We start from the raw sequence: 22,538 nt of genomic DNA on the forward strand, positions 1-22,538 counted from the left end.
TCATTTTAGCAATGTACTTAGTAGGTTGTACAGTTACTTAAATCTTGAGAGTACAAAAACTTCTAAATTCATTTTTGTATTCATCTTATGTTGTACAGTTACTTAAATCTTGAGAGTACAAAAACAGGGTGTCCCCTCCAACTCCCCGACCTCTGGTTGTACAGTTACTTAAATCTTGAGAGTACAAAAACCTCAAATTCGTCAATTTTGATTTTTGCTCCCCTCAAAAATATTATAAATTCTTAAATTCTACTCGTCAATACTATTCTTCCAAATATTTCAATAACATTGGATTGACTGATTCACTACGAAATTTTGTTTTCATTTCATACTGATACAAATTATTCAAAATTTTTAATGCCACTTGATCTTCTACAGATAGACTCATGTGGAGAATGTCCGAGCTAAATAAATAGGATCCAATTTTTCTTAAAGAAGTTAAAAATTCTTGTTCATCAGGTATTTGATTTATTGGATACTGATTGGTAAAGCGATCATACATGAATTCTAGCGAATAAAAATGATCAACATAATCGGAAACAATATTGATTTCCTCTAAAACTTCTTTCGTGACATGAAGATAACCTTCATTGGAAGGAAACAAAACAATATATAATGAATCATTATGATTAGTAAGAAACTCCATTTTCTCGCAACATTCAACAAAATCACTATAGGATAGAAAATCATCCAAATTTCGTAAGACAAGCAAAAACTTTTCAGAACTGTTCGTCGCCATGACTTCTAACATGGAAAGAAATAATAAAAACTTTGTCTTATTATCTACAAATTCAAAGGATATATTTTTATCATTTTTTCCAAAGTATGGTAAAAAATTCTTTTGAATCAATTGATCCGTATTAAAATATTTTGCTTCGGTATGATAGATAATTTCATCTAATTGAAGATTCAACTTCTGATTCAATAGAAGTGAAATCTTATCTAGATTCTCATTGATATTTTCAATTTGCTCCATTATCTCTATAGAATTAATCTTTTTCTTTATATAATCATAGGCTACTGTTCCTTTTTTATATTCCATTTGTTCAATTAAATCATTGATATTGGACACTTGAATAACACTGAATTCTAACCGGGAAACTATTGTATCGTCTATTAGTATTTTAGGCTCATTTTGTTCAAATAGAACTAAATCTTCCTCACTATATTTTTTTCCTCCAAAATACCATAATAGTATCTGCCAAATATAGTATTTTAATTGCTGATCTTGACCTACAATTTGAGTAAATTGGCCAAAACTTAATGAAATATTATCCTTATACGGATGACTAATGTTCATTTTCATATAACTACCAACTTATTATCACTGACTACTTCTTCTTGCTTTGTTTTTCCACCAATGATTAAAACCATTTCAGAAAATTGTTTCTCAGTCACAGCTAGCAAACGGACATTCCCACTTGGTAAATTACTCTGACTTAATTTTTTATAGAATTTACTTGCAAAACTTCGGTTCGGACAGGTTCGATAATAAACAGAAAACTGCAACATTTCAAAACCGTTTGCGATTAAGTCTTTCCGAAAATTACGATAGACTCTTTTTTCTTGATTTGTTTCCATTGGTAGATCAAAAAAACACAATAATCTCAATGCTTCATACCTCATTTCTTTAGCTCCATTCTACACTCGAAACCATTGGACAGTAAAATTTACTGGTATCCTTATCAGAGATACATTTTAGAAAACCTTTTACATATTTATCCATTGCTACCGTTACAGAACACGTTTCTTTCCCATAACGAATCTTCGCATTTAGTGTATCCGTCAACGCAAGACGAAATTCATATTTCAAATACTCTTCATCTCGTAAATTTTGATAGACCCAGACATCGATAATCTGCCGAAAAGGTTCCATTAGATCATCAACCAAATTAAATTGGTTATATTCATTCTTATGGAAAATGCCAATTAAGGGATTCAAACCATAACCAGCAATAATACGTGCCATCTGCGCTCTCATAATCGCATAGCCATAATTTAGACCAGCATTGATGACATCCGTTTCCTGTTGTGTAAGACGTACGAATTTCTTTCCAAATAATTCATTGAAATAAACTTTAGCAGCATGACCTTCACGATTAGTTTTATCTCCATATTCAATATGATCTTTATAGTCTGCTAATAATTGAATGCATTCAATATTTTTCTCAAACATTGCAAGAACATCTTGCTGATTGTTTATTTTGAAGTAGGTCACTATCTGCCATAATTTATCTTTTTGCTCCTGCGTCCACAATAATTGCTCCTGTAATTTTTTATAGGCTCTAAAATGGCCATTTTGAGAATGATAAATTCCTGTAGGCAAGTGCTCATTATCACAGACAATCAAGGCAATATTATACTTACTTAGAGCACTTAATAATCTTAAAGTTACAACTGTCTCCCCTCCCTCTGCTACAATTATCGAAATATCACTCAGTGGGATAACATAGTCTTGACCCATTTTCTTAATTAGAAGATTATCTAACTTCAATTGCATTTTTTCACTCTGACAGACATGCACAATTCTCCAAGTCATCGTATTTTCCTCTTTCACAAAACGAAAACACCCCGCCATAAATGACAGGGTGTTGAATTCGGCATGAAGCCTTATCTTTGTAGCATCTGCAAGATTTAAGTAACTGTGCAAGGCGTCCCTTGCAGTTACTATTATAATACATTGTACAAGCGTTTGCAACTCTTTTTTAAAAATATTTTAAAATTTGAGTTTTGGTTTGTCACCCTCTTTTTTGATAAAATGTTTATTACCCAAAACATCTGTTTTGACTTTGTAAATAGAAAGATTTTCTATTTGCATATTTTTTTGGAATTGATTAGAGGAAGGTGGTACCTTTCCTAATACTTCAAGTTCTTCTCCTTTCTCAAATTTTGCTTTTTCATAAGGTTTCAATTCTATTTTATGTTTTTCAAAACTTTTTGGATTATCTTTCCCAGTACGAGACCAAAATCTAAAGAATTGTTGACAATTCGTTTCAGTATCTTTAATTAAAATTAAATCATTCTTATACAGGGTAAACTTAAATTCAGAATTTTTACCAATTCCCTCTTTCTCTCTTAATTCATTATACGTCTCTGTAGAAATACCATAAGCACCACCTTCTTCAAAAGGCAAATCTGCATACTTTAATCCTAAAAATTCATATTTTTTAGTTTCCATATTGTAATACACATCTGTTCTCCAAGGATTTAAAGATAACAAAGCTACAGTATTTCGACTCCCTTCAGGAGTTATATTTTTGTGTTTACCTAATAAAATATCGTAATATTTAAGACTTTTAATTTCTGGACCATTGCCTTTTTTACTGTACTTACGGATTGGTCCATTTTCTTGTCTATATTTCTCAAATGGATTAAAATCGACTAATTTTCCAGCTTTATCGTATTCTTTAAATGGTCGATATTGTTCCATTATCTTCTCTATTACTTCGTCCCAAGTTTTTCTATCTTTCTGAAACATTAAGAATTGGGATTTATCCTTATTGTATAAATCTAAAAACTTATAGAACCCAGTTTTAGAAGGAGTTTTAGTCCCTAAAGAATAGATATCTTTAATTTTTCCCAAAGTATAAGTGTATTCTTTTTTCTCTTTATCCAACTTTGCTTTTCTTGTTGCATAAATTGTAGCATCTGAAATTTTTCGATTAAATTTTGAATCTACTTGATAAGAAAATAGTATACTATCCTCAAATGTCTTGCTACTTAATGTATCAACAAAATGGTCATAAGGCGCTTTAAACACTAACTCTTTGTATTCATCATCAGTTAACGAAATAATTTCTCCAGTCTGTGAATCAACAAACTGTCCTTCTTTATAAGCAATCAGAGGATTATTCTGTTTTTTCCATAATCTTAATTGACTAGAAGCGGCAATAATTAAGGCATCCACAGCATGGTGGTGATAGGTTTCACGAGATTTTTCAAGTCCCCACTTTCTTCTTAGCTGAGAGGTAAATTGTCCACGTACTACTGAAATAGTTGTATCGAAATTATGATTTTTATAAAAATCTTGTAGAGCATTTAAAACAACTCGAGAAGAATATCGAGTGTCAACCAAATTTCGTTCGATGAATTTCTGCTTCACTTCAATTTTACTAATATCTTCTTCCGTTAAAAGGTACTCTTTCTTTTTATTACCTAATAATTTAGACTCTTTTACATAAGACTTAAACTCACGGTAGGACCAGGCATCATCCATACTATCTAAAGCCTGAAACGGTGTACGTTGTCCCTTTTCTTGGTTTGCTGTGGCAAGAACCAATACTTTATTAGATAGACTATCATCAAACGATAAAGAAAGAGGTAAAATATGGTCGATTTCGTACTTATACTGATTATGAATTAAATCTGAAATCGGAATACTCTTCCCAGTATAGAGACACTTTTCTCCCTGTTGATGCCATAAACGAATCTTAGTAGCTAATTCCTTATGCCCATGAAAAATGTTATCCGGCAACTCTTTTTTCCCATTGTATTGAAACGCCGCTTTTTCCATAGCCGCATATTTCTCATCTTGGTTTGCCTTTTGACGTTTTATATAATCTTTCTTAGCGTCTTCTTCGTTATTTTCACGCGCCATTTCGATAACGATATTATCAAAGATACCATGTTTTTTAGTTGCTTCGTTGATTATTTTTATAGCTTGTCTGACAGATTTTGCTACTACAGGGTTATAAATTTCTTCTGTTACTTCTTTTTCATCAATATACTTGGTTCTTTTTGATGTTTCTTTAGATTTTTGTTTCCCCAATCGTGTTAGAATTGTCATTTGCTCTTCTGAAGTTTCATAGAGTTCTGGTATCAATTCCATCATGAGTTTAAGAGAAAAATTATGCCATCCCTTACTAAATAGACTGCTATTATTTTTTCTAAATTGAACCAATTCAAGTACTTGGTCTTGACTAAAAGAATCCCTTAACTTTGTGTTAATCGCTTCTTCTATACCTTCTCGTTCAGTATTTAGAGTTAAAATATGGGCAAGCTCATCTAGAATATTTCTAGACAATTCCCCAACTGAAATTGTTTCTAGCGATTGCATTTTTCGATATACTTCAAAAGTATGCATTTCAGGTTTATTGTTTACATCAACTCGATAACCACGTATCTGATCTACTGAAGCATCAATCATTTTAGCAATGTACTTCAATAAGGTTGAAGCTCCTAATGTTTTCGCCGACTTTGCATATTCAATGATTGTTTTCTTTTGTTCCTCACTCAGTTTCTTAGTCTCTGTAGGAACTGTTAAATTATTTAGATCATTTAGCAAGTTAAACTCTTGAGCAGTATAGGAAGCTTTAGAAGCTCTGTATTCATTCGGATAAAATGTACATTTACCGATTAAAATACCAAAAATATTATCCAAGGTAGCACCATCTGTTCGAAAACGTCCATAATCCGTCCGTGATTTTTCATTACCTGGTCCATGATAGTATTTTCTTTTACCTGTAAGGATTTTTAGATAATCCTCTATAAATTCATCCGTAATCTGATTATTAAATTCTTGCTGTTTTCTTAAAATTCTTTCAGCTTCCTTTTTATACGCAGATGTTGAAAAAACATTGATCAATCGGCATTTCTCACTATTTTCCACAACAGTGAAATCTCCCCTTAATTGACCATATTTTTCAAAACGCTCTAGTTGGATTTGACCTGGTGTTTGTTCAGCAAGTAATTTTCTATTTTCTTCAACTGCCTTACCATAATCAGACGATACTGTACCCCCATCCTCAGAAGCATCATCCAAATAGCTAATACCACGTCTCTTAACAATGTTCTTTAAAGCTATGAACAGCTCTTCATTCGTTAGTTGCTGATCCAAGCCATCTACACGAAGTCGATATGGATTAAGATTAATGGATACCTTAGAAAAATCAGTTAACAAACCATAGTATTCAAATAGATCCTTAAGCCGAGCACCACGGTGTTTTTTTCTACGATGTAATCGTCGAGCCTGTCTATTTTTTCTTCTTTCAACATTATTGTCAGCAGTTGCAGCAGGAAAAATTCGTGAACTAGCATGAACAATCTTTCCAGAATTCTTTTCTAGAATTCCCACTCCTACGGAGGCAATACCGATATCCAATCCTAAAACTAAACCATTCATAATTATACTCCTAACTAATCATCATATTAACTAAATTTTACTCCTTACTTCCTAAAAAATCAAATCATTATATGCAATTAACTAAAATATCCTGTCCTTTTATAATTATATGCAAATTCTCACGTTTTGATCATTGATAAAAAACAAAAAAGCGTGATCTCACGCTTTGGAGTTGTATTTAACTTGAGTGATTTCTACATAAAAATCAATAATTTATATGCCCCCTGCAGGAATCGAACCTGCAACTACTCCTTAGGAGGGAGTTGTTATATCCATTGAACTAAGGGAGCTAGAGAAAAACCCTGCTGGGTAAGCAGAGTTTTTTAGTCGAATTAACGACGGATTTCTTTGATACGAGCTGCTTTACCTTGAAGAGCACGCAAGTAGTACAATTTCGCACGACGTACTTTACCGTAACGAACAACTTCGATCTTTTCAACACGTGGAGTGTGGATTGGGAAGATACGCTCAACACCTACACCGTTAGAGATTTTACGAACTGTGTAGTTTTCTGAGATGCCTGCACCTTTACGTGCGATAACAACACCTTCAAAAATCTGGATACGTTCACGGTTACCTTCGACAACTTTCGCGTGTACACGAACAGTGTCACCAGGACGGAATGATGGGATATCTGTACGAAGTTGACCTTCAGTCAAGCTTTGGATTAATGGATTCATTTTATTCTCCTATCTTTGTCAATCTTGAGGAACCTTCCTCAGCGGATAAACTGTATTTTTGTGCGTCCATTACACACAGGATATAGTTTACCAAATTTCTACCTAAAAGTAAAGAAATTTATAGCAGAATTCCTAAAAAAATCGCCACTAAGCCGCCTATGTAAGTTAAGAGAAAATAGCTATAAAATACCTTCTTGTCACTTAATAGTCTTTGCAGCTCGTCATTCAAGGTTGAAAAGGTCGTCAACCCTCCACAAAAACCTGTCGCTAGGATAGCATAGATTTCCTTGGACTCCACATGATTGTAGAGTAGGCCAATTAAAAAACATCCTAGAAGATTGGCAAGGAGAGTTCCTAGAGGTAATTTTGAAGCTTGATTATAGCGGGAAAAGAAATAACGCACCAGGGCTCCGAACCCGCAGGCGATTGCAAGATAAACGATTACCATTTCTTCCTCCCTAGAACATAAGCCAAGAGTAGACCTCCTCCAATACTCAAAAGCAGATAGATGATTAAGCTAAGATAACGCCCGGTATCAAGAAGTTTCACTGCATCAAGCATTAGGCTAGAAAAGGTTGTTAAACCTCCGCAAAAACCTGTCCCCAGCGCCAAAATTAAGCCTTTACTAGTTCTCTTATAGACCAAATAGCCTTTCACCAGATAGACTAGGCAGAATATTCCCAGATAATTGACGAGAAGGGTTCCCCAAGGAAATTCAGGACTGGCTGGCAACTGACTAGATACAAAGTAGCGGATAAGGCCTCCCACCATTGCAGCCAGAAAAATTCCAAGCGGATAAAATTGTTCTTTTTTCATTTGATATTTTGATCCTGATAATCACGCGAACGTTTGAGTATGTCAGAAAAAGTCGCAACAATAGTCTCCTGATAGCGCTTGTCCTCTACACGACTTCTAACCTTTTCAAAAATAACCGCTTCTCTCTTAGAATCTAAAATAGGTTTTCTTGAGGCTTTCTTATAGGCAACCACTCCCTCAACCAAATGCATCCGTTCTTCTAGGAGCTTGACGATTTGGTCGTCGATTTGATCAATTTCTTGCCGAATACTAGCTAAATCCATAGTGTCTCCTCCTTTATTTGAATTATTGTATCAAAAAGCCAGCAAATAGGCTAGTAAAATCTAGTTTAACTACTAAAAACTGCACTGACTCCTTCCAGTCAGCGCAGTTTGTTTCTTATCCTACTTTTGCAGCCAATTCTTCTGCGAATTGTTCCAAGCGTTCGATGTCTTCTTCTTCGGCAGAAAGGTCTACTTTAACGCACTCTGAACCTTTTTCAGCTCCTGTCGCTACAAATACACGATCAAAGTCATCGACAGCCTTACAGAATTCGTCGTAGAAGGTATCTCCTGAACCGACCACTCCGTAGATTTTGCCATTCAAGTTGAGATCAGCTAGGTCTTCGTAGAAGTCCATCATCTCATCTGGCAATTCTCCATCTCCGTAGGTGTAAGTCGCAACGATTGCGATATCCGCTTCCAAGAAGTCTGAAGCGTCAACAGTCGTACATTCATCAACATCGACATCCAAACCCAAGTCACGCAATTTATCTGCTACAATATCTGCAATTTCTTCGGTATTACCGGTCATACTGGCAAATACAATTTTTGCTAATGCCATATCGTCCTCCTCAATTTATCTTTCTCCATTATATCATATCTTTTTCATTTTAAAAATAAAAATTCTTGTGCTACAATGAAATGAGAAAGAATTGAGGTTGTTTATGGAAATTTGCCAGCAAATATTAGAGAAAATCAAAGAATACGATACCATTATCATTCATCGTCACATGAAACCAGATCCAGATGCCTTAGGGAGTCAGGTAGGTTTAAAAGCTCTTCTCACACACCATTTTCCAGAAAAGACCATCAAAGCAGTCGGTTATAACGAACCAACTCTAACCTGGATGGCGGAAATGGATACTGTCCAAGACAGTGACTACCACGGAGCTCTTGCTATTATTTGTGATACAGCGAATCGTCCTCGTATCGATGATAAACGCTACGAACAAGCCACTTTCACCATCAAAATCGATCACCATCCAAATGATGATATCTATGGTGACCTATCTTGGGTGGATACAAGTTCAAGCAGTGCCAGTGAGATGATTGCATTATTTGCTCAAGAAAATCAGCTGGCTTTGTCTAGCGAAGCGGCACGACTTCTCTATGCAGGAATTGTCGGGGACACGGGACGCTTTCTCTACCCGTCAACTAGTGCTCGTACCTTTAGAATAGCTGGCCAGCTCCGAGAAATTGATTTTGACTTTGCTGGACTGTCTCGTCAAATGGATACCATGAGCTTCAAGATTGCAAAATTGCAAGGGTATGTTTATGATCACTTAGAAGTTGATGAGAATGGGGCAGCACGCGTTCTGCTTACTCAAGACATCTTGGAAAAATATAAGGTTACGGATGCTGAAACAGCAGCGATTGTTGGGGCACCTGGTCGAATTGATACTGTTAGGGCTTGGGCTATCTTTGTTGAGCAAGCTGATGGTCACTTCCGTGTGCGGATGCGCAGCAAAATCACCCCCATCAATGAAATTGCCAAACGACATAATGGAGGAGGGCATCCATTAGCCAGTGGCGCCAATTCCTATAGTCTAGAAGAAAACGAAATCATCTATCAAAAGTTAAAAAACTTGCTTAAAAACTGATAAAAGACTTGCCAAACTTATCAGAATCTGATAGACTAGTATGGTAACAATCTATGGCTCGCAAAGAGACCATGGCAGAAAGGAAATATTGCAAAATGAAAAAAGATATCCATCCAGAATATCGCCCAGTTGTCTTCATGGACACAACTACTGGTTACAAATTCCTTAGCGGTTCAACAAAACGCTCTAACGAAACTGTTGAGTTCGAAGGCGAAACTTACCCATTGATCCGTGTGGAAATTTCATCAGACTCACACCCATTCTACACTGGACGTCAAAAGTTCACTCAAGCAGATGGACGCGTGGATCGTTTCAACAAAAAATACGGTCTCAAATAATGATAAAAAAGAACAGTTACCACTGTTCTTTTTTTGCACTTCTTTTTATGAACCAATCACTACTACTTTCTATTTGTCAACCTTCACGCTGACACTATAATTGATGTCAAACGAGGTTAAAAAATATCGAAAAGAAGCTTGATATTTAGAATGGTCAAGATGATTGAAACTGCGTAACCTAGGATTGTGTTCCACTTGGCATTGGTGAATTCTCCCATCAGTGACTTCTTAGAGGTCAGATAAATTAAGGGGAAGATTGAAAACGGAAGAGCAATTGACAGAAAGACCTGTGAATAGACCAATAACTGATCCAAGGTTTTTTCTTGATATCCAAACAAAACGGCAACAACAATCACAGGAAGCAAGGCAAAAATACGGGTACCGATACGGATAATCCACTGAGGCAATTTCAGATGCAAGAAGCCTTCCATGACAATCTGTCCTGTCAAAGTACCTGTAATGGTCGAATTTTGACCACTTGCTAAAAGGGCTAAAGCAAACAAAGTTGACAGAGTTGAGCTAGCTATCGCTCCTGCTATTGTCGAATCCTGTAAAGCATTGTACATTTGGGAGAATGCTGAAATTTCAGATGCATGACCAAAAAAGAGAGAGGCCCCTAAAATAAGAAGTAAGGAATTGACAATAAAGGCTAAGGACAACTGAAGATTTGAATCCCAGGTCATAAAACGCACGGCTTTTCGAACATCCTTCTTATCTTTGTGATTGATTTTCCTTGTCTGGGATAGAGAGGAATGAAGATAGAGATTATGGGGCATGACTGTCGCTCCCACAATTCCTAGAGCCAAGGTCAATTGACTTTCATGACCTGGTAACGGTGTTTCAAATAAAGTTGAAGTTGGTAAATAACCACCAATAATCCCCTGGATACTTGGATTGGATAAGGCCACCAGATAGGTAAAGATGGCCAATATGGTTAAAATAAGGGTCGTAACAATGGCTTCAATTTTTTTAAAACCAAATTTCATCAATAGAAGTAACAAAAATACATCTAAAACGGTTAGAAGGATAGCAATCATAATCGGTATTTTAAACAAAAGATTTAAGGCAATTGCTGAACCTAAAACTTCAGCCAAATCTGTCGCCATTAAAGCTAATTCTAAAATCACCCATAAACTATAGCGAAGCCACTTGGGAGCATGATGAGCTGTTGCCTGCGCCAGGTCCATCCTAGTCACGATACCAAGCTTTCCAGCCATCTGTTGTAGTTGCATGGCAATGATGGATGAAATCAAAATAACAAATAAGAGACTATATTTGTAGGAAGCACCACCGACTACACTGGTAATCCAGTTTCCTGGATCCATATAACCAACTGCGACAAGAGCACCCGGACCTAAAAAGGCCTTTAAATTTTGCCAGAAATGATTGTTATTTGGAGTATCGATAGATTGATTAATCTCAGAGAGTGACACTTTTTTATGAGAAGACATAGATACTTACCTCTTTCTAAACCTACTTTTTCATTATTTTCTATTAGAGAAAAATAAGATTGACTTTAAACTATTAAAACAATGAAAACTATATGAAAAACATTTAGTTTTTTTCATTATTTTTCTTAAGGCACCTTAATATTTTTCTTAAGGCACCTTAATTATAACACAAAAAATGAAAACTATATGAAAAACATTTAGTTTTTTCATTATTTTTCTTAAGGCACCTTAATTATAAAAAATATGATAAAAACTTAAGAAAATTCAACAAAATTTTAGGGAAAGTCAGAATAAGTCTACTCATTAACGATAATGATAAATCTATTGATAAACTTTGACATTTAATAGTGAACTGTAACTATTATTTCTAACTCGATTTCTCTATAAAAGAGGAAAAACCAGCGTCTTTTGACGCTGGATAAAAGCTACTTAGATCATTTAACAAGAAACTAAATTGCTTCTGTAACGAAGCTACGGCTTTCAAGTACCTTAAGCATAGCATCCGCTGTATCTAGGGCTGTAAAGAGTGGTACACCATGTTCGATAGCTGAACGGCGGATTTGTTCACCATCTTCATCAGCAGTTCGCTTAGTACCAACTGTGTTGATGATAGCTTGGATTTTCCCTTTACGAACATAGCTTGGGATATCCTGTTCATCGTCACCAATCTTACCAACAGGTTGAGCTTGCAGTCCATGACTGGCAAAGAAGGCTGCTGTCCCTTCTGTCGCGAGGATACCGTAGCCGATATTTTGGAAACGACGAGCCAAATCCAAAGCTTCTTCCTTGGCATCATCTGCGATAGTAAAGACAACATTTCCAAAGGTTGGCAAGTGAAGATAAGAAGCTTCAAAGGCCTTGTAGAGAGCTTTTTCGAGAGTTGTATCAGAACCCATAACCTCCCCTGTTGACTTCATTTCAGGACCAAGCAAGCTATCTACCTTAGCTAGTTTGGTAAAGGAGAAGACTGGCGCCTTGATATGAACGCGAGTGCTTTCTGGATAAAGGCCATCTTGGTAGCCAAGTTTTTCAAGACTCTGCCCAAGAATGAGCTTAGTCGCTACCTGAGCCATAGGAATATTGGTTACCTTAGAAAGGAATGGCACTGTACGGCTGGCACGTGGATTAACCTCAATAACATAAACTTTTTCATCCTTGATGACAAACTGGATGTTCATCATGCCAAGACAGTTAAGACCAATTGCTAGGCGTTTGGTATAGTCTGCGATGGTTTCCTGAACCTTTTGCGACAAGGTTTGTGGTGGGTAAACGGCCATTGAGTCACCTGAGTGAACACCGGCACGTTCGATATGTTCCATGATACCAGGGATAAGGACATTTTCTCCGTCTGAAATGGCATCAACTTCACACTCTTGCCCAACGATGTAAGAGTCAACAAGAACTGGGTGGTCTGGACTAGCCTTAACAGCGGTACGCATGTAAGAACGAAGGTCTTCTTCGTTTTCTACAATTTCCATAGCACGTCCCCCCAAGACATAAGATGGGCGAACGAGGACTGGGAAACCAATCTTGCGAGCTGCAAGCACTGCTTCTTCTTCATTGGTAGCCGTTTGACCTGGTGGCTGTGGAATATCCAAGTCTTTAAGGGCTTGTTCAAAGAGGTCACGGTCTTCGGCACGGTCCAAGTCAGCTACTTGGGTACCAAGGATGGTCACACCTGCTTTTGCCAAAGGCTCCGCAAGGTTGATGGCTGTTTGACCACCAAACTGAACAATAACACCTTTTGGTTGTTCCAAATCGATAACATTCATGACATCTTCGAATGTCAATGGTTCAAAGTAGAGCTTGTCAGACACAGAGAAGTCTGTAGAAACGGTCTCTGGATTTGAGTTCATGATGATAGCTTCATAGCCAGCAGCCTGGATAGCCTTAACTGAGTGAACAGTTGCGTAGTCAAACTCAACTCCTTGTCCGATACGGATTGGACCTGAACCTAGGACAAGTACAGATTCCTTATCAGATTTGATAGATTCATTTTCCCAACCATATGTTGAATAGAAATATGGTGTTTCAGAGTCAAACTCTGCCGCACAAGTATCAACCATCTTGTAGACTGGGATAATCTTGTTTTCCAAACGAAGTTGGCGAACTTGGTCAGCTGTCGTTTTCCAGAGTTCAGCAATCTTACGGTCTGAAAATCCATTGAGTTTAGCTGTTTTCAAGACTTCTAGATCTTGTGGATGGGCACCCAATTCTTGCTCAATTTCAAAGATGTGCAAGAGCTTATCAAGATAAAAGATATCAATCTTAGTCAATTCAGCAATTTCTTCTGGTGTGTAACCACGGCGAATAGCTTCTGATACGTAGAAGAGACGGTCGTCTTGGGCCTTGACAACCTTTTCAATCAAGGCATCATCAGAAACGGTTGCCAGTTCAGGCATTTCATTGTGGTGAACCCCAATTTCAAGTGAACGACAGGCTTTTAGAAGAGATTCCTCGATGTTACGACCAATGGCCATGACTTCCCCAGTCGCTTTCATCTGAGTTCCAAGACGACGCTCACCTTTTTCAAACTTGTCAAATGGGAAACGTGGAATTTTCGCAACGACGTAGTCAAGGGCTGGCTCAAACATGGCATAAGTTGAACCTGTAACTGGGTTGATGACCTCATCCAGGGTCAAACCGACAGCAATCTTGGCAGCTAATTTGGCAATCGGATAACCCGTCGCCTTAGAAGCAAGGGCTGACGAACGCGATACACGAGGGTTTACTTCGATAACATAGTACTTGAAGCTATGCGGATCAAGGGCCAGCTGAACGTTACACCCACCTTCAATCTTGAGAGCGCGGATAATGCTCAAGCTCGCGTCACGGAGCATTTGGTTTTCATAGTCCGACATGGTTTGCGCAGGAGCAAATACAATAGAATCCCCTGTATGAATCCCAACTGGGTCAAAGTTTTCCATGTTACAAACAACGAGGGCATTGTCAGCTGAATCACGCATGACTTCGTATTCGATTTCCTTGAAACCGGCAATGGAACGTTCAATCAAACATTGGGTAACAGGTGACAATTTCAACCCATTTTCAGCGATTTCACGCAATTCTTCCTCGTTGGCACACATACCGCCACCAGTACCACCAAGGGTAAAGGCTGGACGAACTATAACAGGATAGCCAATTGACGCCGCAAAGGCAATAGCTTCTTCAACTGTGTTGACAATTTCAGATTCAGGGATTGGTTGCTCAAGCTCTTCCATCAATTGTTTAAAGAGGTCACGATCTTCCGCTTGATCAATGGCAGATAATTTAGTTCCCAGAAGTTCAACACCAAGCTCATCAAGGATACCGTTTTTAGACAATTCCATGGCCATGTTGAGACCTGTCTGACCACCAAGTGTTGGTAGCAAGGCATCTGGACGTTCCTTACGAAGAATACGTGTCACAAACTCAAGTGTAATCGGTTCGATGTAAACCTTATCAGCAATCTCCTTGTCCGTCATGATGGTTGCAGGGTTTGAGTTCACCAAAACAACCTCATAGCCCTCCTCTTTCAAAGACAAGCAAGCCTGGGTCCCAGCGTAGTCAAACTCAGCAGCCTGACCAATAATAATCGGACCAGAACCAATCACCATAATTTTTTGAATATCAGTACGTTTAGGCATTTATAAGATATTAAGGGCGTCAAGCGGACAAAGCTAAAATAGGAGTTATGACGAAGAACTGTCAGTTCTAGGAATAACTATCTTTTTAGCACAGTCCGTAGCCCGTATTCAGTTCAGCAAATACGGACCACCCTTCTCCTTTCTATTCGGCAACTCTCTGGTTGCCATTAAATAAATTCTCCGACGATTTTTTAGAGAAACGATATTTTTCGATAAAAAATCTAGTGCAGGGAGTTTTTAGTTCACCCAATAGCGACTAAAAGAAACGACCTGTCTTTCTATTCGTCGCCTCACAGAGCGACATTAAATAAGATACAAAGGACGAATAGAAAGCGATTGAATTTTAGGAAACCAAGGAAGGATTGACAATCCAAGTTGGTTTCTCTAAATTCCGAGCTTTCCGTCCGTGTTCAGTTACATAAATTCTCCGACGAGCTTTTACTCGTTCTTAGTTTGCTTGTTTAAAGGCTTCCATCATCTCGATAAATTCATCAAATAGGTAGCTTGCGTCGTGTGGACCAGGAGCTGCGTCTGGGTGGAATTGTACAGAAAAACCTGGTTGGTATCTGTGTCGAACTCCTTCAACTGACTTGTCATTGATTTCTTCGTGTGTAATAATCAAGTGCTCTGGCAAATCCTCACGGCTAACCGCATAACCATGGTTCTGGCTAGTAAAGTCTACTCGTCCTGTAGCAATCTCACGTACCGCGTGGTTAAATCCACGATGACCAAATTTCATCTTGTAGGTCTTAGCCCCATTTGCCATGGCAAAGAGTTGGTGTCCCATACAGATACCAAAAATTGGAATTTTTCCTTGCACACCACGAATCATGTCCAGTGCTTCTGGAACGTCTTCTGGGTTTCCTGGACCGTTTGACAACATAACTCCATCAGGATTAAGATGAAGAATTTCTTCAGCCGTTGTCGAATAAGGAACAACCGTCACGTTACAGTTGCGTTTAGAAAGTTCACGTAAGATTGAGTGCTTGAGACCAAAGTCCACTAGCACTACACTCAAACCAACTCCCGGAGCTGGATAGGAAGTTTTAGTAGAAACCTGCTTGATATTGTCTGTCGGCAAGACTGTTGCTTGGAGCTGGTCCGTCACATGGTCCATACTGTCCCCAACATGAGTCAAAGTTGCACGCATCGTACCATGCTTACGGATAATCTTGGTAAGTGCACGCGTATCAATCCCTGAAATACCCGGAATTTTCTTAGCTTTCAAAAATTCATCCAGCGTCATTTGGTTGCGCCAGTTGCTAGCTCGACGCGCCTCTTCGAAAACGACAACTCCCTTACAAGTTGGAATGATGGATTCATAATCATCACGGTTAATTCCATAATTTCCCACCAAAGGATAAGTAAAGGTCAAGATTTGTCCATTATAAGACTGGTCTGTAATGGATTCTTGATAGCCGGTCATCCCTGTGTTAAAGACGATTTCGCCTGTTACATCAATATCTGCTCCGAAGGCCTTGCCTTCAAAAACTGTGCCATCTTCTAATACTAGAAGTCTTTTTGTCATATTTTCACCTCTCGTGGACGCTCACTGGCGTCTTTTAACGTCTTGTGTTTTCATTGGCGTTTCTACTCGCCAATACGGATTCTAAGATTGCCATTCGAACAAAGACACCGTTGGTCATTTGTTGGACAATACGTGATTTTGGCGCTTCAACCAAGTGGTCAGCAATTTCCACATCTCGATTAACTGGAGCCGGATGCATAATAATGGCTTCTTCTTTTAAGCGATTATAGCGTTCTTGGTTCAAACCGTGTTGAGCATGGTAGGCTTCTTTTGAAAAAACTGCTCCACTATCATGGCGTTCATGTTGAACGCGGAGTAACATCAAAACATCCACCTGATCAACAATCTCATCAATAGTTACAAACTGTCCATAGTCCGCAAACTCTTGACTTCTCCATTCCTCAGGTCCTGCAAAGTAAAGTTCCGCTCCCAAGCGTTTCAAAATCTGCATATTGGACTTGGCAACACGTGAGTGGTCCAAGTCGCCTGCAATAGCAACCTTGAGACCCTCAAAGTGCCCAAATTCCTCATAAATGGTCATCAAATCAAGCAAGCTCTGGCTAGGATGTTGACCTGAGCCATCACCACCATTGATAATGGAAGTCGTAATCGACGGACTCGCAATCAACTCTCTGTAGTAGTCAACCTCTGGGTGCCGAATCACGCAGACATCTACACCAAGCGCAGACAAGGTTAAGATGGTATCATAAAGTGTCTCACCCTTATTTACTGAGCTGGTCTTCACATCAAAGTCAAGTCGCTCCAGCCCTAGCTTAATCTCTGCCACTTCAAAGGACTTATGTGTCCGTGTAGAATCCTCAAAGAAAAGATTTGAAACAATCGGATGGTCTTCATAAGGAAGCTGGGCTCCATTTTTAAACTCAATTCCTCGCTTAATCAATTTCATCACTTGATCGACAGTGAGGTCTTCCATAGAAACCACATGGTTCAATGCTTGTTGATTTTCTGACATAGCTACTCCTTCAGCTTTCTAAGCTTCTTCAGTAATCAGAACTCTATCTTGGCCATCAAGTTCTGTCATCTCTACGATGATTTCTTCAGAACGACTGGTTGGGATATTTTTCCCAACGTAATCTGGACGGATAGGCAATTCTCTATGTCCACGGTCAACTAGCACCGCAAGACTCACGCGCGCAGGACGACCATGTCCGACAATATTATCGATCGCAGCACGGATAGTACGGCCTGTATAGAGTACATCATCCACCAAGATAACTTCACGGTCTGTCACATCAACAGAAATCAAAGAAGTATCTTCTCCGCTTTTAACATCGTCACGGAAAGGCTTGGTGTCCAATTCCACAACAGGAACAGTGATATTTTCCAACTGCTCCAAGCGTTCTTTGATACGATGAGCGATGAAAACACCACGCGTTTTTATCCCCGCTAGGATAATTTTATTCAAATCTTTATTGCGCTCAATAATCTCATAAGTAATTCGCGTAATCGCTCGTTTGACAGTCAATTCGTCTACAACTTCTTTTGTCTTCATGACAAACCTCCAAAAAGAAAAGTCTCCTTCTACAAGGAGACTTGAAATGTATAGCCAAGCGAGCCCTACTATAAACAGTATAGACTTCACCCTTCTACTTTATCGCGCTCCTTGCCTGCCTCACGGGACAGGTTTAAAGGACTATTTAGTTACCATTTACTATAGCACAAAGCACCCTTAAAATCAAGCAAAAACTTTTTTCAGAGTCCTCTTAAACATTACTAAAATCATATAATTGGGGATAGTGATCGCATTCTGGATTTTTGGGATGACAGATAGCTCGTCCAAAGTAAATCATGGCCTGGTGGGCTGCTAACCACTCTTCTGGTGGTAGGACGTCCATGACACGTTTTTCTACTTCAAGTGGCGTAGCTGATTTTTTAACGATATCGTGATGCTTACAGATACGCTCCACATGAGTGTCCACTGCAAAAGCAGGAATTCCAAAGCCCACACTCAATACTACATTTGCTGTTTTACGACCAACACCAGCTAGACTTTCTAATTCCTCTCGAGTCTGAGGCACTTGACCATCAAAATCGTCTAGTAACTGTTGGGCACATTTTTTAAGGAATTTAGCCTTATTTCGATACAGTCCCAGGCGAGAAATGTGTGAAGCAATTTCACTCTCTGTCGCTACAGACATGGCTTGTGGTGTCGGAAAGGCAGCGAAGAGACCTGGTGTGGCCTTATTTACCGCTGCATCTGTCGTCTGAGCTGACAACATCACCGCAACCAGTAGTTCAAAATGATTAGTAAAATCAAGACTAGGCTTGGCATCTGGAAAGAGGGCAATAATTTCCTCAATGACATGACGGGCACGTTTCTTGGATAAAACCATCTACTCGTCTCCATCAAATAGTCCTTGCAAGCCAGCAAATGGACTGTTTTCTTCTTTCTTGACTGCTTGTTGAGCTTGGTATTCTTCCTCTGTCATGATTTGCCAGTCATTTCCGGACACAAAACCTTGACCCGCCTCTTCTTCTGCCGTCAAGACCTTGATTGGGATATTGAGCAGAATATTATCTGCTACGCTCTCAGCAAGGTCGATTTCCCCATTTTCGATAGGCAAGACCAAGTCATCATCTAGAACTTCCTGGTCTAGTTGGTTGGTCGCTCCTTCCATGAAAACTTCTGTGACTGGATAAGATTCAGCCAACTCAACTGGCTCCATACTGCGGCTGGAAGCAAGGACAATGGTATATGACAACTGATAGTCCAAGAAATACAGACGGTCTTCGTACTGTACCTTCCCCACTGCAAGGATATCTTTGACATCTAAAATCTCTTGGTTCCGTTTGCGCAAGTCTGCTGCCAGGTCTAAAGCTTGTTCAAAATGCAGACCTTCAGGTTGCTTACGAATTTCTTGAATATTTAACTTCATATTTCCTCCATAAAGATGTACTCACTTGATTATACCATGAAAAGGCTATAAGTCAGCTTTCCAAACTTTGATATTGAAATCTCATTTTTTAACATATTTACTATGACAAAACTTCCTATTAGTGCTATACTACAGGCAAGAATACATCAGAGCAAGGAGGATGCTCACATGGAAGACAAAGCACTCATCACTGAAGCTTACCAACTCCTTTCCGAGTTAAATAAAAGCTACCAAAGTTGCAAACAGGGAACAGCCGATGATCTTCGACTGCAAGAGCTGCTGAACACTACTCTTAAGGAACTAAAAAAAGCAGAAAAGCTAGACAACAGTATCTTAATTGACCTTGAGAAATTTTACCAACGTACTAGTCTGCTGATTGGACTAGGGAGCCTAAAACTAAACGATCAAGCTCGTTCTGCTTGGCGCAACTATGACAAGTTCCACTATGAACATGTCAAACACGTATTAACTCTCTATGGGCCTGTTTTTGGTTTTTAGAGCTTGAAATTACTTGTTTTCTATTGACAAAATTTCCTTAAAGGTATAGGATAGAGGTACTAATACTCGGAGGTATGGGAGACATGAACAACTAATCTATCAAATAAAGAACTTTATTTAGTAGATCTTGTTTTTGTCTCTTTTTGTGTGCTCTTTTTATACTAGATTTTCTAGTATCTTGTCCTCATTGAAAATCGAAAAACTAGAAAGCTATGCTCCTCTTGGGTTGGGTTAGGCAACTCCAAGCTAGTTTGACGAGTTTTTCAACGAGGATAATAGAGTTTTGACAGTGACTTTGGGCTCTACTAGATAAAGTAGAGCTTTTTGTTATGCACTATCGACATTCTAGAAAGGGCAACAATATGATAAAAATCAATCATCTAACCATCACGCAAAACAAAGATCTACGAGATCTTGTATCTGACCTAACCATGACTATCCAAGACGGGGAAAAGGTTGCTATTATTGGTGAAGAAGGAAATGGTAAATCGACTTTACTACGAGCTTTAATGGGAGAAGCATTATCTGATTTTACTATCAGGGGCGACATCCAGTCTGACCTTCAATCACTGGCCTACATTCCTCAAAAGTTACCTGAGGAGCTAAAAAATAGGACTCTACACGACTACTTCTTTTTGGATTCTGCTGATTTAGACTACAGTATTCTCTATCGCTTGGCGGAGGAGTTGCACTTTGATAGCGACCGTTTTGCTAGCGACCAAGAAATTGGCAGTCTATCAGGGGGCGAAGCTTTGAAAATTCAGCTCATTCACGAGTTAGCAAAACCTTTTGAGATTCTATTTTTAGATGAACCTTCAAATGACCTGGACCTTGAGACGGTTGATTGGCTAAAAAGGCAGATACAGAAGATGAAGCAAACAGTTATTTTCATTTCCCATGATGAAGACTTTCTTTCTCATACGGCTGATACTATTGTCCACTTGCGACTGGTCAAGCATCGGAAAGAAGCGGAAACGCTAGTCGAGCATTTAGACTATGATCGCTATAATGAGCAGAGAAAGGCTAATTTTGCAAGACAAAGCCAGCAAGCTGCTAACGACCAGAGAGCCTATGATAAAACCATAGAAAAACATCGCCGAGTTAAGCAAAATGTAGAAACTGCACTTCGAGCTACCAAAGACAGTACTGCCGGTCGCCTATTGGCTAAAAAGATGAAAACTGTTCTCTCTCAAGAAAAACGCTTTGAAAAGGAAGCTCAGTCCATGGCCCAAATGCCACTTGAAGAGGAACAAATCCAACTTTTCTTTTCAGACATCCAACCATTACCGGCTTCTAAAGTCTTAGTCCAACTGGAAAAAGAAAATTTGTCTATTGGCGAGCGCATTTTAACTCAGGAGTTACGACTAACGGTCCGTGGCCAAGATAAAATCGGTATCATCGGGCCAAATGGTGTTGGGAAATCAACTCTGTTAGCCAAGTTTCAACAACTGCTCAGCGCCAGAAGAGAGATTTCGCTTGGTTTTATGCCACAAGATTACCATAAAAAACTGCAATTGGATTTATCTCCAGTAGCCTACCTCAGCCACACTGGACAAAAAGAAGAACTACAGAAAATCCAATCTCACCTAGCCAGTCTCAATTTCAGCTATCTAGAGATGCACCACCAAATCCGCTCCCTATCTGGCGGGCAACAAGGCAAACTCCTACTTTTGGATTTAGTGTTGCACAAACCAAACTTTCTCCTTCTGGATGAGCCTACACGTAATTTTTCTCCCACTTCTCAACCCGAAATCAGAAAACTCTTTGCCTCCTATCCCGGCGGTCTGATCACTGTTTCGCATGACAGACGCTTCTTAAAAGAGGTCTGTACGAGTACCTATCGTTTGACAGAAAATGGTTTGGAAGTTGTTGATTTACAAGATTTATAATTTTTGAACATAGCAAAAATCCAGAGACTTCTCTGGATTCTTTTTACATACGTCGCTCTTGGGAACATTGATATAAAGATCGCTGCTGGCATCATCGACGTGACAGATTATGCTCTGGCTTTTGTTTAAATTGTATAAGCTAGAAATCATTTTTTACTATCTTACAGCTCAAAGCATTCTAATGTAGCATTATCTCATGTACAAAAAGCAAAATGCAACCAGATTATTGAGGACATGCAAAAGAATGGAATTCCATAGGTTGTCAGAAGTCTTATACCTTACCCCAAATGCAAATCCCATACCTAAATAGCTGATAAAGCTAGGAATAGTATAGGGACCATGAAGATAAGCAAAAAGAAGCGATGTGGCAAACAATCCAAAATAGGTATTCTTAAATACTATCCCCTGTAACATACCTCGCATAAAGATTTCTTCCGTGACAGGTGCCAAAACACAGAGATCCACAAAAAGTACAGACCATGAAAGTGATAAACTTTGCACAGTTTGAGTTGTGTCTGATTGGGTAGGGCCTAAAAAATTGACCATAATATAAAACAGGAAAAGCAAGGCGTATGAAAGAAAACATTTAAGAATATCTTTTAGGCTGATTTGCCGAATGTGAAACAAGTCATACTTTTTTCCTACATATAAAAATAATGCAAGTTCAACAAGTGTAAAAAGGATTGATAGCGGTAATGAATTTATTCGCATGATTTTCTCTGCTATACTCAAATGAATCGGCATAAAAATCAAAATCAAGAAAAACGTCATCCAGCGCTTATACATCATTCACCTCAATTATATAGAATTACATATATTATACTATTTTTTGG

21 protein-coding genes and 1 tRNA gene are annotated in these 22,538 nt (G+C 38.6%); 4 read left to right on the plus strand and 18 right to left on the minus strand.

What is annotated here, in order from left to right:
• Positions 1 to 262: 262 nt before the first annotated feature.
• The 10 genes from csn2-St to HMPREF1516_RS00050 form a co-directional block, all read right to left on the minus strand.
• Positions 263 to 1,306, minus strand: coding sequence for a CRISPR-associated protein Csn2-St (csn2-St, locus tag HMPREF1516_RS00005; RefSeq protein WP_033605529.1), 1,044 nt, complete (start codon positions 1,304 to 1,306; stop codon positions 263 to 265).
• The gene (gene cas2 / locus HMPREF1516_RS00010) at positions 1,303 to 1,626 is read right to left on the minus strand and encodes a CRISPR-associated endonuclease Cas2 (RefSeq protein ID WP_001268300.1); all 324 of its coding nucleotides are present in this window, start codon (positions 1,624 to 1,626) and stop codon (positions 1,303 to 1,305) included. Before cas2 ends, csn2-St begins: the two co-directional genes overlap by 4 nt.
• Before the next feature lie 4 nt (positions 1,627 to 1,630).
• Positions 1,631 to 2,539, minus strand: coding sequence for a type II CRISPR-associated endonuclease Cas1 (cas1, locus tag HMPREF1516_RS00015; RefSeq protein WP_033605530.1), 909 nt, complete (start codon positions 2,537 to 2,539; stop codon positions 1,631 to 1,633).
• A gap of 177 nt (positions 2,540 to 2,716) precedes the next feature.
• Positions 2,717 to 6,121: a type II CRISPR RNA-guided endonuclease Cas9 gene (gene cas9, locus HMPREF1516_RS00020; RefSeq protein WP_001013912.1), complete on the minus strand. Its 3,405-nt coding sequence runs from the start codon at positions 6,119 to 6,121 to the stop codon at positions 2,717 to 2,719.
• A gap of 218 nt (positions 6,122 to 6,339) precedes the next feature.
• Positions 6,340 to 6,411, minus strand: a tRNA-Arg gene (locus tag HMPREF1516_RS00025).
• A 42-nt stretch (positions 6,412 to 6,453) separates the two neighbouring features.
• On the minus strand, positions 6,454 to 6,801 hold the full coding sequence (gene rplS, locus HMPREF1516_RS00030; protein WP_001068669.1) for a 50S ribosomal protein L19: 348 nt from the start codon (positions 6,799 to 6,801) through the stop codon (positions 6,454 to 6,456).
• Positions 6,802 to 6,919: 118 nt separating this feature from the next.
• Positions 6,920 to 7,249 carry a fluoride efflux transporter CrcB gene (gene crcB / locus HMPREF1516_RS00035; RefSeq protein ID WP_033583998.1) on the minus strand — a complete coding sequence of 110 codons (330 nt, stop codon included), beginning with the start codon at positions 7,247 to 7,249 and terminating at the stop codon, positions 6,920 to 6,922.
• A complete protein-coding gene (gene crcB, locus HMPREF1516_RS00040) occupies positions 7,243 to 7,617 on the minus strand; it encodes a fluoride efflux transporter CrcB (protein WP_000712109.1) in 375 nt (124 codons plus the stop codon). Before crcB (HMPREF1516_RS00040) ends, crcB (HMPREF1516_RS00035) begins: the two co-directional genes overlap by 7 nt.
• Positions 7,614 to 7,880: a chorismate mutase gene (locus HMPREF1516_RS00045; protein ID WP_000362353.1), complete on the minus strand. Its 267-nt coding sequence runs from the start codon at positions 7,878 to 7,880 to the stop codon at positions 7,614 to 7,616. The genes crcB (HMPREF1516_RS00040) and HMPREF1516_RS00045 overlap by 4 nt, the downstream gene beginning before the upstream one ends.
• A 115-nt stretch (positions 7,881 to 7,995) precedes the next feature.
• Positions 7,996 to 8,439 (minus strand): flavodoxin, encoded by a 444-nt coding sequence (locus HMPREF1516_RS00050; RefSeq protein ID WP_001162125.1) that lies wholly within the window; start codon positions 8,437 to 8,439, stop codon positions 7,996 to 7,998.
• Positions 8,440 to 8,542: 103 nt separating this feature from the next.
• On the opposite strand from HMPREF1516_RS00050, the gene HMPREF1516_RS00055 reads away from it, so the two are divergent.
• A complete protein-coding gene (locus tag HMPREF1516_RS00055) occupies positions 8,543 to 9,478 on the plus strand; it encodes a DHH family phosphoesterase (protein ID WP_000401791.1) in 936 nt (311 codons plus the stop codon).
• 95 nt (positions 9,479 to 9,573) lie between these two features.
• The gene (locus tag HMPREF1516_RS00060) at positions 9,574 to 9,816 is read left to right on the plus strand and encodes a type B 50S ribosomal protein L31 (protein ID WP_000710762.1); all 243 of its coding nucleotides are present in this window, start codon (positions 9,574 to 9,576) and stop codon (positions 9,814 to 9,816) included.
• 116 nt (positions 9,817 to 9,932) lie between these two features.
• On the opposite strand, the gene HMPREF1516_RS00065 is transcribed toward HMPREF1516_RS00060, so the two are convergent.
• The 7 genes from HMPREF1516_RS00065 to HMPREF1516_RS00095 form a co-directional block, all read right to left on the minus strand.
• Positions 9,933 to 11,267, minus strand: coding sequence for an Nramp family divalent metal transporter (locus tag HMPREF1516_RS00065; protein ID WP_033605531.1), 1,335 nt, complete (start codon positions 11,265 to 11,267; stop codon positions 9,933 to 9,935).
• A gap of 449 nt (positions 11,268 to 11,716) precedes the next feature.
• Positions 11,717 to 14,893 (minus strand): carbamoyl-phosphate synthase large subunit, encoded by a 3,177-nt coding sequence (gene carB / locus HMPREF1516_RS00070; protein WP_033605532.1) that lies wholly within the window; start codon positions 14,891 to 14,893, stop codon positions 11,717 to 11,719.
• 448 nt (positions 14,894 to 15,341) lie between these two features.
• Positions 15,342 to 16,421 carry a carbamoyl phosphate synthase small subunit gene (locus HMPREF1516_RS00075; protein WP_000166847.1) on the minus strand — a complete coding sequence of 360 codons (1,080 nt, stop codon included), beginning with the start codon at positions 16,419 to 16,421 and terminating at the stop codon, positions 15,342 to 15,344.
• Between the two features lie 34 nt (positions 16,422 to 16,455).
• Entirely contained in the window at positions 16,456 to 17,394 is a 939-nt protein-coding gene (locus HMPREF1516_RS00080; protein ID WP_033583988.1) for an aspartate carbamoyltransferase catalytic subunit, read from the minus strand.
• A gap of 18 nt (positions 17,395 to 17,412) precedes the next feature.
• Positions 17,413 to 17,934, minus strand: a complete 522-nt coding sequence (gene pyrR, locus HMPREF1516_RS00085; protein ID WP_000850018.1) for a bifunctional pyr operon transcriptional regulator/uracil phosphoribosyltransferase PyrR — start codon at positions 17,932 to 17,934, stop codon at positions 17,413 to 17,415.
• 211 nt (positions 17,935 to 18,145) lie between these two features.
• Positions 18,146 to 18,775 (minus strand): endonuclease III, encoded by a 630-nt coding sequence (gene nth / locus HMPREF1516_RS00090; RefSeq protein ID WP_000244435.1) that lies wholly within the window; start codon positions 18,773 to 18,775, stop codon positions 18,146 to 18,148.
• Entirely contained in the window at positions 18,776 to 19,318 is a 543-nt protein-coding gene (locus HMPREF1516_RS00095) for a YceD family protein (protein WP_000773191.1), read from the minus strand.
• Between the two features lie 168 nt (positions 19,319 to 19,486).
• On the opposite strand from HMPREF1516_RS00095, the gene HMPREF1516_RS00100 reads away from it, so the two are divergent.
• Both HMPREF1516_RS00100 and HMPREF1516_RS00105 read left to right on the plus strand, forming a co-directional pair.
• Entirely contained in the window at positions 19,487 to 19,816 is a 330-nt protein-coding gene (locus HMPREF1516_RS00100; RefSeq protein WP_033583983.1) for a hypothetical protein, read from the plus strand.
• 329 nt (positions 19,817 to 20,145) lie between these two features.
• Positions 20,146 to 21,705, plus strand: coding sequence for an ATP-binding cassette domain-containing protein (locus HMPREF1516_RS00105; RefSeq protein ID WP_033605533.1), 1,560 nt, complete (start codon positions 20,146 to 20,148; stop codon positions 21,703 to 21,705).
• A gap of 189 nt (positions 21,706 to 21,894) precedes the next feature.
• Here HMPREF1516_RS00105 and HMPREF1516_RS00110 read toward each other — a convergent pair whose 3' ends face one another.
• On the minus strand, positions 21,895 to 22,494 hold the full coding sequence (locus tag HMPREF1516_RS00110) for a CPBP family intramembrane glutamic endopeptidase (protein WP_223326387.1): 600 nt from the start codon (positions 22,492 to 22,494) through the stop codon (positions 21,895 to 21,897).
• Positions 22,495 to 22,538 lie beyond the last annotated feature (44 nt).

The organism is Streptococcus sp. CM6 (assembly GCF_000526095.1).
Lineage (GTDB): Bacteria > Bacillota > Bacilli > Lactobacillales > Streptococcaceae > Streptococcus > Streptococcus oralis_BW.